This window comes from Bradyrhizobium sp., assembly GCF_027451485.1.
Classification (GTDB): domain Bacteria; phylum Pseudomonadota; class Alphaproteobacteria; order Rhizobiales; family Xanthobacteraceae; genus Bradyrhizobium.
Genome location: NZ_DAIDJE010000184.1, coordinates 1 through 13,206, shown reverse-complemented (window position 1 = coordinate 13,206; position 13,206 = coordinate 1). Strand labels below are relative to the sequence as shown.

Here is a 13,206-nt window from a genome sequence, read left to right as displayed (position 1 = left end):
AGCCGTCGGCGTAGGTACGAACGAATCTTGGGACATGGCCTTCAATACCAAGCACATCGTGGATCACCAAAACCTGCCCAGAACAACCAGGATCTGCACCAATCCCGCTGGGAGGTATGGATAGGGTTTCTTTCGCTCGCGCAGCTAACTCGGCCGGGATGCTTTCCAGGACCAGAGCGAAGCTGCCACCCTCCTGCAGACGATGGGCACATCGAGCACGCGCAAAGCATCATCGGCCTTGAGGCCCTGCACTTTGGATCCACCCATTGCATCGACGCTCTGTGGGATCAAGCTGAGATGACCCATCACCGGAATCTCGCACTCGACCAGGGCACGTAGTCCGACGCGTTTGGACTCGCCCTCGAGCTTTATAGCATCAGCGCCGCTCTCCAAAAAGCCTCCTGCGTTGCTGATCGTGTCCTCTCGGCTGAGGTGAAAGCGCAGAATGGGCATATCGGCCACGAGCAAGGATCGAGGTTTACGCACGCAACCCATGAAACCATTGAAAGGATCTCGCTTGATTGGGGCACTGAACGGCACCAAGGCTCGGATAAAGACTCACTGAAGTTATCGTTGTACGGATACGGGCGTTCGTTGCAATGCTGTTAGAGCCGCTGATTAACCCGAAAGCGCGATAGGAAATTCGGGCAACTCAGACGGACTTGGCCATCGAACAAATGAAACACTCACATGCAACGTCGTGGAGCAATTGGTTCTAGCGTCGAGACTGAGCAGCGATTCAAGATCATGATTTCTGAACTGCTTCAGGCAGGCCAAACGCTTCCAATTGAGCCTGCACTCGCGCGATATTGTGCCCAAGCACCACTATATCATGCGTTTTGCCATCCAGATCCCGAACATGGTCGCGCAGCAGGGCTTCGGCCTTAAACCCGAGGCTCTCGAACAGAGCGATGGCCGCCTGCTGATCGACCGTCATCTGAACGGACAGCTTTTCCAGGCCAGCGCCCAGGGCCAGCGCAAACGTCTCCTGGCACAGCGCTCGGCCAACACCTTGCCCCCGGACGTCTACGGAAACCACCATCCGGATCTCGCCTACGTGCGGCGACCAGGAATGGCCATCGCGCACTAACCCACTGCACCCAACCACCCTGCCATTTTTTACGGCAAGCAGGCTCGTGATTTCTCCGCGCTCTATTTCATGGATCCACGCCGAAAGCACTTTCGGTTGGCTGATGTTGCGCGGCAGAAACAGCAGATCATGGGTCGGCAGCTTCTGCGCGAAGTTCAGCACCAAGGCCTCGTCTTCGCGCGACATCAGGCGGAACTCAATCTCGCCGGCATCAGTTTTAACATCTCGCGGATACGAACGCGTTTCGGTCATATCGATCTTCCCCCTAGCCAGGAATCCAGTTTTGGCCACAGCCGCTTGATGGCGTTGGGGCCGGCAACGAGGCTGACGTGACCGCCCTTCAGCATCACCTCTTCCTTGTCCTCAGAACCGACCATCTTGATAACATGCCTAGCCGAGTCATACGGCACAATGTGGTCATGCTCAGCGACCGCATGCAGGACCGGGACCTTGATCTTGGAGAGGTCAACGGCGTGGCCGCCGACGGACATCGTGCCCTTATAGATCTTGTTGTCCCAAAACAACTCCTTCGTCATGCAGCGGAAATACTCTCCCGACAGCGGCAGGATATCCGTCGCCCATCGATCAAACATGCGATACGACTTTACATAGTCGTCGCTCCACATCTTTTCCCACAACTGCACTTGACTTACGGCGCGCGAGACAGGCCGAAGCATCTCGAACGAGGACAGGATCATTTCCGGAGGCATGTTGCCGACGCTGTCGACGAGACGATCGACATCAAAATAACGCCGGTCCGCGAAGTTGGCGAATAGCTTCATTTCATGGAAGTCGATCGGCGTGGTCAAACAGACTAGATTTTTTATCGGGCCGTCGTGAAAAATCGACCCGTAGAGCAACGATAGCACCCCGCCGAAGCAATAACCGATTACCGTGACGTCTTTCTCGCCCGATTCCTGCTGTACATGGCGGATGCAGTCCGGAATGAAGTCGAGCACATAGTCCTCCATCCGGAGGCTTTTCTCTTCAGGTCGGGGCGGCGTCCAATCCAGCATAAAGACGTCGTAGCCGCGCTGTATTAGAAATTCGACAAAACTCTGGCCTCGCACCAGGTCGAGGATGTAGCCGCGATTTGTGGTAGCCATCACAATCAGGATGGGGACACGGTAGATTTCGTCCGCAACGGGTCGATAGTGATAGAGATTCATCGTCCCGCGAACGCTCAAAACATCCTTTGGCGTCAATCCGAGCGCGGGGCCCGATGAGCTGAAATATTCGACCCCCTTGATGCTCCGCTGGATTGCCCGCTGGATCTCCGACTGAATCCGCGCTGGTATCGCTCCCAGGTCGGACGCTGTTGTGTCGCTCATTTCCGCTCTCAAGACGTTGGCTGAGGGGGGCGCTTGGTGCGCGGCGGTCGCGGCGAGTTGGTTGGACTTCTCTGCGCGCTGGTTGAGTTCGTCACCTGCTGCAGCAATGCCCTCATGTCGTTGAGCTGGGTTTCAATCGTTTGCAGTCGCTCCGCAATGCCAATCAACTGCGCCCGGCTCGGCAGATTCGCCATCAGCAGATATCGCTCCATAAGCTCGCGAAATTGATTCTGCGCGCCTGCCGTAATACCGCCGGCCTGGTTCATCATCTTGGAAAATTCCGGCGAGCCCATCGCTTGATTGGCAAAGGCGTTAAGCCCCTTCTCAATCTCAGAAATCGTTTTCTGCCAGAGCGCTATTGGATCATTTGCCTTTTCAGTCATCTGCATCCTCCGACATCTCCAGTTCCAACTCATCCACGCCTTGAACCCGGTTGCTGACAACGCTGCCTTCGCCAATGATCAAGTCGGACAGTTCAATCAGTTCGAGGTCAATGCCTCGCAGCAGTCGCCGCAAATCCATCATGGGCTGCATTGCGAACCATCCTTGGATGCAATGAGTACGAACACCGGAAATTTGGAGATCAAGGGCGGCACCGATCACGACGACATCGGATATGTGTTCCTTGTGCGACTCGAACGTCCGCAGCATTCGCGAAATGCCAAAGGGAAAGGTAATTACAACGGCTTTGCGCCCGACACGCCGCGCGGCCTCCTGGATCGCTTGCGACAACGAACTGCCCGCCGCATCGAGATCCGGCACAAGATCAACTGCTACCGGCCTATAGCCAAGCGCTTTGAGCCAAATCGATAGCGGAAGAACTGTTAGTTTACTGGCAAAGATTTGCGGCACCAGAATGATGGGCTTTCCATCTCCAAAATAGGACGTGTTTGCCTGAAGTAGCGATCGGCGCGCTTCGGCCATCAATTCGTAACCCGCGTCCATCGCCGTCAACGGCCATGTCGACAAAAATCCGATCGCGGATGCCACAGTATCCGATGCCGTCGGCCTATACGTCCGATTGACCTCACGTTTTTCGGGCATCAGCGGGATTACGTAGCCGCCTGAGCCGACGAATGCGGCGATTGCTTCGACGCATTTGTGGGTGTCTTCCCACAACACGCGATGCCCGCAGCCACGAAAGATGACAAGTCTCGCAGCCGGAATAATCCTTGCCATCGCCATCGCGTTTTCAGGCGGGATCAATTCGTCGAGGTCCCCAGTCAGGATGAGCGTGGGACAGCGTATGTTGGCAAGTGCTCTTGAGCCGTCGAATTCCGCGAATGCCTGAAACTGAAGGTCCGCAGCATGCAAAGGCGTCGGAAGCGCGACTTCGCGTAACATCTGCTCCTCCGCAAGATCCTGGTGACGTTCGAGATAGCCTGGCGAGTAAGTGACCTTCCAGATGCGTCGCGCGGCCTGTTCCGCCGAAAGACCATCCAGATCGCGCATAACGGATACAACTGAAGCCGTAGCGTACTTCGCGCGTGGCCCACCGACCATCGTCGCGCACAAAATCAGGCTTGCAACGCGATCTGGGAATTGGCGGACGAATTCCTGCGCGATTGCGCCACCCATCGAGTAGCCCAGCATATTAACCTGCACTAGCCCAAGGTCGTCGAGGACCGCGCAAACATCCCGCGCCATGTTCGCAATCGCATAACCTCGTACGGGTTTGTCGCTAAATCCCGTGCCGCGATTGTCAAGAGTGACGACCAAGAACTGATGCGCTAACTGCTCTATGAAGGCACGCGGCCATGCCACGGAGCTGAGCCGATAGCCCATCACGAGCACGAGCGGTGGCCCATCGCCGCGAACGCGGTAGGCGATTTTGACCCCGTTTACGTCGACGAATTTGACGCCCATTTTCCCGCTCAAAGCCCTGAAACCAGATGCCCGCCATCGACTGCCAGGACGCTGCCAGTCATGAACGAGCCAGCGTTGGAAACCAGCAGCAGCAGTGGCCCATTAAGCTCGCTAAGCTGTCCAAGCCGCCGCTGCGGCACGCGCCTAATCAGGGCCTGGCCATGCTCACTCTTAAAAAATTCATCGTTGAGTTCGGTGGCGAAATATCCGGGCGCCAGGGCGTTAACGCGAATGCCGTAGCGAGCCCATTCGAGTGCCAGCGCCTTGGTCATTTGGACCACGCCGGCCTTGGAAATCGCATATGGCGCGACGGCGCCGGCGACCCGAAGCCCGAGGATCGAGGCAATGTTGACGATCGAACCCTTGACGTTGTTAGCGATCATCTGCCTGGCTGCCGCCTGCGCTACTAGCCAGACTCCCTTCAGGTTGGTGTCGATCACGCGGTCCCAGGCTTGCTCATCCTGGTCGAGCGCCGGCTTGGCCGCCGTCACTCCGGCATTATTGACGACAGCCTGGATCGGGCCAAACGCTGTCTCGGCTTGTTCCATAGCGCCGCCGATCTTGGCCGCGACGGTGACGTCGAGCACAACACTTTGCGCTTTCCCTCCTGATGCGTTGATTTCTGCTACCGCCGACTCCAGCGCGTCCGCCCGACGCGCCGCCAGCGTTATCTTGGCGCCGTTACTCGCAAGGAAACGAGCGAAATGACGCCCGAAGCCGCTTGAGGCGCCTGTTACCAGAATATGCTGATCGCAGATATCAAACACGGGTATCTCCTTTTCCAGCGTCAAGAGGCCCGCCACTTGCGCTCGGCCTCATCCCAGGCTGCAAGCGGCTGCAGGTCCGGTACCCAAGCGAGGCCCGTCTTGCCGTCCGAAGAGATCGCTTCTGTGGTGACGACCATGTCGAGCAATGCCGGCCGGTTGGCGAGCGCGCGCTCAATTGCCGGTCCAAGCTGCTCCTCGGTCTCGACGCGTTCGGCATGCATGCCAAATGATCGCGCCATCCCGGCATAATCGGCGACTTGCAATTTCGTGCCGACAACCTTGCCATGAGTGACCGTCTGGTCGTGCACCTCGATCTGCCAGGCGCCGTTATTGGCGACAACGATTAGCACCGGTGCCTTGTGGCGCACGGCCGTGTCGACCTCGATCGCGTTGAAGCCGAATGCGCCGTCTCCGGTTGCGACCACAACCGGCTTGTCGGGAAAAGCGAGGCTGGCGGCGATGCCGTAGGGCACGCCGATGCCAATACAACCGAACGGACCGGGGTCAAGCATCAGTGGCGCGTTCAGCCCGACGCGGGCAAAGGCCAGGAAGTCGCCGCCGTCGGTTATGATGACGGAGTCGTTGCCGATCGCCTGCTGAAGCGCCGACAATACTTTGTTCGGATGCAGTTTGCCATCCGAGCCTTTTGGGGCGGACGCCATACTTTGCTGCAGCTTCTTCGCACGCTCTTCGTGACCGGCGCGCAATTTCGCGGCCCATTGCCGGTCCACTTCCGAGACACGGTTGCCGGCGTGCTCGACCATTGCTCGCAACGTCTCTGCGGGAGAAGCCAGGATCTCCACTGCTCCGCGCCTGTTGTCACGCATCTCCGAGGGCGTATCGCTGATGCGCACGAATTTGGCGGACTGAAATACAGCGGGCGAACCGTAGGCAAGCTGGAAGTCGAGGCGCCGACCAACAGTGAGCACAACGTCGGCATCGCTCATCACGGCGCCACGCATGGCGCCGACAACCGACGGGTGGCTGTCCGGCACCAGGCCGCGGCTTTCACCGGTGTCGAGATAGACAGCGCCAAGCCGATCCAGCAGTGCGACCAATTCAGGGCCTGCACCGCGGCCGCCACGACCGGAAATGACCAATACGCGCCGGACCGACCAGAGAAGATCGACCGCTCGGGCTACCTGCGCGGGATCGGGCTTCGTCAGCACACGCGGCTTGGCGTTGAGATGCTCGTCGAGTTGCAACGCTTTCGGTACGATGCCGCGGAGCGTGTCGGTTGGAAAATCGATATAGGACGGTCCGGGTTCGCCGCCTTCACCGAAAGCGCGCGAGATCGCCTCGTCCAGCTCCTGTAACACCAGCGAAGGCTCTCGCACGGTGCGGCCATAGCGTGTGATCGAGCGAACCAGCTGCGTGTGGTCCATATCTTGCAGACCACCGCGGTTCTCCTGCGGGCGCGGGTTGCCGCCGGAGATCACCAGCACCGATGCCCGCGACACATGGGCGTTCGCAATGCCGGTGATGGCATTGGTCATGCCCGGGCCAGCGGTAACCAGGGCGACGCCAAGTTCGCCGGTGAGTTCGTTATGCGCCTGCGCCATATGCACGGCGGCGCGCTCGTCGCGGACGTCGATGATGCGGATACCTTCGGCGTCGAGACGCATCCAGATCGGCATGATGTGACCACCGCAGAGCGCGAACACGCGCGTAACACCGCGACGCTTCAATAGACGGGCGATCAGGTCAGCGGCGCTATCAGGAAGGGCTTTCATGGCAAACACTCCGGTGCGATAAGAGTTACATGGATCAGACGTGGGCAAGCCACGCGACGAGAAGGGAGACGGTCAGGACGGCGAATAGATGCGAAGCAAGGATCGACCCCGACGTCACGCCGGCTTCGAGCCCATAGAGTTTTGCGATCGTGAATGGTCCCGATCCGATCGGCAGCGAACTCAGTATCACCGCGGAGTGCGACCAAAGCTTCGGCATCGAAAAGACATAGAACGCCAGCAGCGCTGTCACGGCGGGTTGCAGAATGAGTTTCAGCGCGACCAGCAGCGAGATCGAACGCATGTCGTGCGTGACCACCCGCTCCTGGGCCAGAAATAGCCCGATGCAGACGAGAGCCGCAGGCGAAGCGGCACCGCCGAGCAGGCTTGTGAAGCTCGCAAACGGGCCTGGCACCGTCAGGCCGCTCAGGCCAATTGCAAGGCCAGCGACGGGCGCAATAAGCAGCGGGCTGGTCAGGATCGCACGCGCAACCTTCGCCGCCGTCGACCAAATACTATCGGTCTTCTGGAGGTCGATTTCGACCACGACCACCGCAAACAGGAACAGCACGCAAGCTGTAAACAGCGTGGCGATGATGGACGCCGGCGCGCTCTCCGGTCCGAACACCAAGAGGCACATGGGAATGCCCATGAATCCGACATTGCTGTAGCCGGCATCGAGCCCCTCGATGCTGGCGCTCGCTACCCGCCTCCCCCTTAATCGACTGATCGCAAAGGCAACCGCGAAGGTGACCGCGAAGCCGCTGCAAAAGGCTCCCATGAAGCCAAATTGACGGACCTGGTCGGGTGTAATCTTAGACATTGCGGTGAACATCAGTGCCGGCAATGCCAGGTAGATGGCGAATCGATTGAGATTGTCCGTTGCCGCGCGGTCGAAAACGCCAAAGAAGCCGCACACGAATCCCGTCAAGATCAGCGCAAAGACAGGCAACGCGGAATTCAGGACGGCTTGCATTGGATCTGATGCTCAAATTCGATCTGGCTCAAACAGGGGCAGACGCTCAGTTCGAAAATCGTTTCTTCAGTTCGCGATGAAGTATCTTGCCGGTGGCGTTGCGCGGCATGTCGTCTTCGGCGATAAACTTGTACGACCGCGGCCGTTTGAATCCGGCCATTCGCTCCTTCGCCCACGCGATGAGCTCACCTTCCTGAAGGGTCGCGCCGTCGTGCAACACGATAACAGCGTGAACGCTTTCACCCCACTTCTCGTCAGGCAGCCCGATGACGGCCACATCCTTGACTAACGGATGCGCGCCGACCAACGCTTCGACTTCGGAAGGATAGATGTTCTCGCCACCGGAGATGATCATGTTGCTCTTGCGGTCGGACAGATGGATGTAGCCGTCGGCGTCACGACGCGCCATATCACCGACCGAGCAGTAATCGCCGCGGAACGCTTCCTTGGTCTTTTCCGGCAGACGCCAATAACAATCGAACGTGTGCGCGTTACAGGAGAACAGCTCACCCGATTCTCCATCCGGGACCTCGTTGCCGGCCTCGTCGAGAATTTTGATAGGAGCCGCACCGACGCATTCCCGCCCCACAGAGCCGAGCTTGGTAAACTGCTCGTGCGGATGCAGCATGGTCACCCAGCCAGTCTCCGTCGCACCATAAAGCTCGAACAGGCCGGAATTGGGGAACATCTCCATCACCTCGCGCTTGGTCTCGGGACGCGCTGGCGCAGACGAGATCATGAGCTTGGTAACGGCATCAAAATTATATTTGGATCGAACAGCCTGTGGCAGGCCAAGCATCATGATGTAATGCGTGGGCACCAAAGAGGTGAAGGTCGAACCGCCCTCGGCCAGCGTCCTAACTGCGTGCTCAGGGTCGAAACTCTTGCGGGAATAGATGGAATTCACGCCGCCGCAATAGCCGAACGCACCGAAGAAGTTCAGCGAATTGGCGTGGCACATCGGCATGACTAATAGTGCGCCGTCATTGCGATGTAATCCGAGCTCGATTTCGGTGACCATAGACAACAGCACCGCACTGCGATGGCTGCGAACGACGCCCTTGGGATTGCCAGTGGTGCCCGATGTGTACATCAGCGTCCACGGATCGGACAGCGCAACTGCCTGGCCGGTCTCCTGAGCGCGGCCGGAGGCGAGGAACTCTTCGTAATCGCGATAGCCGGCTGGACAGACGCGCGCGCCGAAATGGATAAAGCGGCCCGATTTGATCGGAAGCGCCGAACGGATCTCCTCGACCACGCCGACAAGCTCGTCCTGCACGATGACGGCCGACGCTTCTGCATTGTTGACGATGAATTCAACCTCTTTGCCGACCAGGCGAAAGTTGATCGGCAGCGCCACGAGACCAGCCTTGGCGGTGGCTGCAAAAATCTCGCACCACTCGACACAATTGTAGGCGAGGATCGCAACCCGATCACCCTTGTTCAAGCCTAGACCCAACAAAGCATTGGCAAGTCGGCACGAACGCTCGTTCCATTGCGAAAAGGTCATCGCTCGATCGAGATCGCGGGCACCGAGACGCTGTGGCGCTAGGCGCGCGTGCACGGAGAGCATTTCACCGAAATTCAAGAGGTCTTTCACGTCCCACTCCGTAGAGATTCTCGAGTAAAAAGTCAGGGTTGATTCAGTGCAACAGGCCGATCGAAATCCACGGCACAGCGGCGATTACGATCGTGCCGATCAAGAGCGCCAGCACGTAGCCGAGCATGGGTTTGATGCCTTCGTCGGGATGAATGCGACTGATCGCGCAGGCTGCGTAGTAGCCGACACCAAACGGCGGGGCGAACAGGCCGATACCCATTGCGAGGATTACGACCATGGCATAGTGCACCTCGTGCACGCCGACCTGCTTGGCGATGGGGAATAGGAGCGGCCCGAACAATACGATTGCCGGAATTCCCTCAAGCACACTGCCGAGCACGATGAAGGCAATGATAGTCACCGCCAGGAACGTCAGTGTACCACCCGGCAGTCCAGTCATGAAGGCCGCAAGCGAGGTCGAGAAGCCAGACTGAGTCAGCGCCCAGGCCATTCCGGTCGCCGCGCCGATGATCAACAGGATCGCACCCGACAGCGCCGCGGTTTCGGTCAGCATCGGATAGAGTCTGCGCCAGTCGAACTTGCGATAGATCAGAAGACCGGCTACGGCCGCGTAGACGATGCCGATGGTTGAGACCTCGGTTGCTGTCGCAACACCACCAACGACGGCCGCACGGATCACGAAGGGCAATGCGATCGCCGGCAGCGCAATCACGAAGGTCCGGCCGACTTCGCCCCAGCTCGCGCGCTTCACATGCGAGAGGTCTTCCTTGCGGTAGCGCTGCCAGACCACGAGGCAGAGCATCACGGCCAGTACTAGTCCGGGCAAAAGACCGCCGGTGAAGAGCGCCGCGATCGAGACGCCGGTGACCGAGCCAATGGTGATCAAGACAAGACTTGGCGGAATGGTCTCGGTTTGCGCGCCGGTTGCAGACAGAAGCGCGACGAGGTCGCCAGGCCTCGCACCACGCTCGATCATTTCGGGGAACAGCACCGGAGCAACCGCCGCCATATCGGCTGCCTTTGCGCCGGAGATTCCCGAGACCAGGTACATCGCCGCAACCAGCACATATTGCAGGCCTCCGCGAACATGTCCAAGCAGGCTTGCCAGGAATGCGACCATGGCGCGCGCCATGCCGGTCATTTCGATCAAGAGGCCGAGGAATACGAAGAGCGGCACCGACAATAGGATGAGGTGGCTCATTCCTTCGTCCATGCGGCCGATAACGACGGTCGAGGGCGTACTGGTCGTCAAGGTGATGTAGGCAAACGTTGCAAGTCCGAAAGCAAAGGCAATCGGAACCGCCGAGAACACCAATACGGCGACCAATCCGACGAAGAAGATCAAGAGGTTGAGATTACCGAGCGGGATCAGCACGGGGCTCAGGGCATAGAAGGCGGCGCAGACCACAGCGACCAGCCCCACAGCGCGCAAAGCCAGGCCCCGATTATCGCTCGCCAGAAGCCTGAGCAGCGCAACCAGCAGCATCAAGCCAAGGCCGATCGGCAACGCGGCGGCACGCCAGAGGCTTGAAATGTCGAGCGCCGGCGTCGATACGAAGGATTCGTCGGAAGCAAATTCGTACGCCGGCTGGAGCACGAGCACGAGGAAGGCGAGAGGCGCCGCAATCGCAAGCACATCGAAGAAGGCGCGCTTGCGCGGACCGAGCTTGCCCACGAAGGCGGTCATCCGCATGTGCTCGTTGCGCTGGAAGGCAACGACCGCGCCGAATATTGCAAGCCACAGAAACAGGATGCTGGCCAGCTCATCCGACCAGATCAGTGGCCGTTGAAAGATGTAACGAGCGGATACGCCGGAGAACAACACCACGACCTCGGCGACCACAAGCAAGGCGGCGATGGCCGCCACGACCGAACCCAGCCATTGCTCGGCCTTTTGCAGGGCGCCTGCCGCCCCGGTCATCCGGGGTGGCGCAACCCTGGCTTCCTCCGCGATCTGCATGGCGATTAACCGATGTTGCCGGCATATTTTTGCAACAACGACCATGCCTGGTCGCCGAATTTGGTCTTAGCGTCCTTGTAGAAAGGCGTCTTGGCGAGCGCCGCCTGGAAGTCTTCAGCCTTCGTCGTGTTGAAGGTGAGTCCCTTCGAGGTAAGGTTCCTGCGGTATTCGGCGTCCTGCGCAACGATGTCGTCGCGCTGCTTCTTGGCAGCCGCGTTGAAATGCTTCTGCATCACCTTCTGCGCGTCCGCAGGAACGGTCTTCCAGATCCGCAAACTCGAGAGCAGCCAGAAGCCGTCCCAGGCGTGATTGGTCAGCGAACAATATTTCTGGACTTCGAAAAATTTCGCAGAATCGATCAGTGCCAGCGGATTTTCCTCGCCATCAGCTATCTTCGTCTGCAATGCGGAATAGGCCTCGTTCAGCGGAATGCTGATGGGCGCGCCACCAAACGCCGAGAACATCGCGACCCACAGCGGCACGACGGGGACGCGTATCTTGAAATTCTTGAGATCGTCCGGCGTGTTGATCGGGTGCGTGCTTGAGGTGATCTGACGAAAACCATTGTCCCACACCGCCTCGAACGGCACGAGACCGACTTTTTCGATATTGCCGCGAATGAACTTGCCGACTTCGCCATCCATCGCGGCCCACACCTTGTCATAGTTCGTGAAAGCAAAGCCGACGCCGGTCAGCGATGCGGTCGGAATCAAGGTCGAGAGCACAGTGCCCGGCATGGTTGCGAGCTCGAGCGCCCCGGAGCGCAGCTGCGTCATCATGTCGGTGTCGCTGCCGAGCTGGTTGTTCGGAAACAGGCTGATCGCGACCTGCCCGTTCGTCTCGGCGCCAATCGCCTCGATCGCTTCCTTCAGGCGCACATTGACCGTGTGGGTCGCCGGCAGATCGTTGCCGAACTTCAGTTTGAGAGGCGCGGCTGCGGCCAGCACGGCGGGGCTCTTCAACAAAGGCCCGGCCGCGGCGAATCCGGCGGCAGATTTCAAAAGCGAGCGGCGGCTAACCCTGAGCATTGACGTTCCTCCCGTGTGAATTCCGCATTGGCGCGGTATTGAATTCGAATACTGAATTCATATTCTGAATTCGAATGCAGCGCAATGGATTTTTCACGGCGGGATGATAAAAAGGCGGACAAGAGTAAGGTTCGGAGAATGCATGGCCCAGGTTCAGACCCAGCCAACCCTGGTGGAACAGGTTGTAAACGCTATTGTTTCCGAGATTGTCGACGGCGAGCTGCCGGCAAACTCACGACTCATCCAGGACGAACTGGCTCGCGCCTATGGTGTGTCCCGGCAGCCCGTTCAGCAGGCGTTGCTGCTCTTGCGGGACCGCGGCTTGGTCCGAGAGGCTCCCGGCCGGGGGCTCATCGTGTCCCCTCTCGATGTCGAATTTGTTCGAAACCTTTATGAGGTGCGGGCGATGCTGGATGGCCTCGCCGCACGCCTTGCAGCCGAGCGCGCGCCGGAACGTGCGAAGCTTGAAGGACAGGCCTATCTCGACGCCGGGCGCGCCGCTGTCGCAAGCGGCTCATTGAATGAGCAGATCGAAGCCGACATGCACTTCCACGAATTCATCAATGAATTGGCGGGAAATCCGCTTATTGCCGAAACCACCGCACCGCATTGGCCTTATCTGCGCCGCGTCATGGGCGAGGTCCTCCGCGACGACGTCCAGATGCCGCAAATCATCCTGGGCGAACATGTCGCGATCCTCGAGGCCATCATCGCGGGTGACGCCGGCAAAGCAGAGCAACTCAGCCGCGATCACATCTCTCGCGCAGCAAAGGTCTTCGTGCAACGGCTAGAGGTGCAACAAGCAGCGTCGGACGAAGAGATGAAACAGCGCCGCACTCGCCGAATTCGCTGATGAACCTACAGCAGAGCGCAAAGCTCGGTGAAATGTCTGAATTC

11 protein-coding genes and 1 pseudogene are annotated in these 13,206 nt (G+C 59.0%); 1 reads left to right on the top strand and 11 read right to left on the bottom strand.

What is annotated here, in order from left to right:
* The 11 genes and pseudogenes from NEZ08_RS22205 to NEZ08_RS22155 all read right to left on the bottom strand — a co-directional run.
* Window positions 1-480: pseudogene (locus NEZ08_RS22205) on the bottom strand (3-methyl-2-oxobutanoate hydroxymethyltransferase); the annotation flags it as partial.
* A gap of 265 nt (window positions 481-745) precedes the next feature.
* The gene (locus NEZ08_RS22200; RefSeq protein WP_298111865.1) at window positions 746-1,342 is read right to left on the bottom strand and encodes a GNAT family N-acetyltransferase; all 597 of its coding nucleotides are present in this window, start codon (window positions 1,340-1,342) and stop codon (window positions 746-748) included.
* Window positions 1,339-2,421, bottom strand: a complete 1,083-nt coding sequence (locus tag NEZ08_RS22195; RefSeq protein WP_298111869.1) for an alpha/beta fold hydrolase — start codon at window positions 2,419-2,421, stop codon at window positions 1,339-1,341. Before NEZ08_RS22195 ends, NEZ08_RS22200 begins: the two co-directional genes overlap by 4 nt.
* Before the next feature lie 8 nt (window positions 2,422-2,429).
* Complete coding sequence (locus tag NEZ08_RS22190) at window positions 2,430-2,804, bottom strand: hypothetical protein (protein ID WP_298111863.1); 375 nt, start codon at window positions 2,802-2,804, stop codon at window positions 2,430-2,432.
* Entirely contained in the window at window positions 2,797-4,287 is a 1,491-nt protein-coding gene (locus NEZ08_RS22185) for an alpha/beta hydrolase (protein ID WP_298111860.1), read from the bottom strand. The genes NEZ08_RS22190 and NEZ08_RS22185 overlap by 8 nt, the downstream gene beginning before the upstream one ends.
* An 8-nt stretch (window positions 4,288-4,295) precedes the next feature.
* Entirely contained in the window at window positions 4,296-5,072 is a 777-nt protein-coding gene (locus NEZ08_RS22180) for an SDR family oxidoreductase (protein ID WP_298111868.1), read from the bottom strand.
* 2 nt (window positions 5,073-5,074) lie between these two features.
* A complete protein-coding gene (locus tag NEZ08_RS22175) occupies window positions 5,075-6,787 on the bottom strand; it encodes a thiamine pyrophosphate-binding protein (RefSeq protein WP_298111858.1) in 1,713 nt (570 codons plus the stop codon).
* 34 nt (window positions 6,788-6,821) lie between these two features.
* Window positions 6,822-7,760 carry an AEC family transporter gene (locus NEZ08_RS22170; protein ID WP_298111856.1) on the bottom strand — a complete coding sequence of 313 codons (939 nt, stop codon included), beginning with the start codon at window positions 7,758-7,760 and terminating at the stop codon, window positions 6,822-6,824.
* Between the two features lie 46 nt (window positions 7,761-7,806).
* Entirely contained in the window at window positions 7,807-9,360 is a 1,554-nt protein-coding gene (locus NEZ08_RS22165; protein WP_298111853.1) for a class I adenylate-forming enzyme family protein, read from the bottom strand.
* A 43-nt stretch (window positions 9,361-9,403) separates the two neighbouring features.
* Window positions 9,404-11,242, bottom strand: a complete 1,839-nt coding sequence (locus NEZ08_RS22160; RefSeq protein ID WP_298111866.1) for a TRAP transporter large permease subunit — start codon at window positions 11,240-11,242, stop codon at window positions 9,404-9,406.
* Between the two features lie 44 nt (window positions 11,243-11,286).
* Window positions 11,287-12,309 (bottom strand): TRAP transporter substrate-binding protein, encoded by a 1,023-nt coding sequence (locus NEZ08_RS22155; RefSeq protein WP_298111850.1) that lies wholly within the window; start codon window positions 12,307-12,309, stop codon window positions 11,287-11,289.
* Between the two features lie 142 nt (window positions 12,310-12,451).
* On the opposite strand from NEZ08_RS22155, the gene NEZ08_RS22150 reads away from it, so the two are divergent.
* Complete coding sequence (locus tag NEZ08_RS22150; RefSeq protein WP_298111848.1) at window positions 12,452-13,162, top strand: GntR family transcriptional regulator; 711 nt, start codon at window positions 12,452-12,454, stop codon at window positions 13,160-13,162.
* The last annotated feature ends 44 nt before the right edge of the window (window positions 13,163-13,206 follow it).

What these genes read in the sequence shown, in the direction of transcription:
- NEZ08_RS22195 (WP_298111869.1), bottom strand. Translation starts at nt 2,421, where the DNA reads ATGAGCGACACAACAGCGTCCGACCTGGGAGCGATACCAGCGCGGATT.
- NEZ08_RS22175 (WP_298111858.1), bottom strand. Translation starts at nt 6,787, where the DNA reads ATGAAAGCCCTTCCTGATAGCGCCGCTGACCTGATCGCCCGTCTATTG.
- NEZ08_RS22190 (WP_298111863.1), bottom strand. Translation starts at nt 2,804, where the DNA reads ATGACTGAAAAGGCAAATGATCCAATAGCGCTCTGGCAGAAAACGATT.
- NEZ08_RS22150 (WP_298111848.1), top strand. Translation starts at nt 12,452, where the DNA reads ATGGCCCAGGTTCAGACCCAGCCAACCCTGGTGGAACAGGTTGTAAAC.
- NEZ08_RS22185 (WP_298111860.1), bottom strand. Translation starts at nt 4,287, where the DNA reads ATGGGCGTCAAATTCGTCGACGTAAACGGGGTCAAAATCGCCTACCGC.
- NEZ08_RS22200 (WP_298111865.1), bottom strand. Translation starts at nt 1,342, where the DNA reads ATGACCGAAACGCGTTCGTATCCGCGAGATGTTAAAACTGATGCCGGC.
- NEZ08_RS22160 (WP_298111866.1), bottom strand. Translation starts at nt 11,242, where the DNA reads ATGACCGGGGCGGCAGGCGCCCTGCAAAAGGCCGAGCAATGGCTGGGT.
- NEZ08_RS22170 (WP_298111856.1), bottom strand. Translation starts at nt 7,760, where the DNA reads ATGCAAGCCGTCCTGAATTCCGCGTTGCCTGTCTTTGCGCTGATCTTG.
- NEZ08_RS22155 (WP_298111850.1), bottom strand. Translation starts at nt 12,309, where the DNA reads ATGCTCAGGGTTAGCCGCCGCTCGCTTTTGAAATCTGCCGCCGGATTC.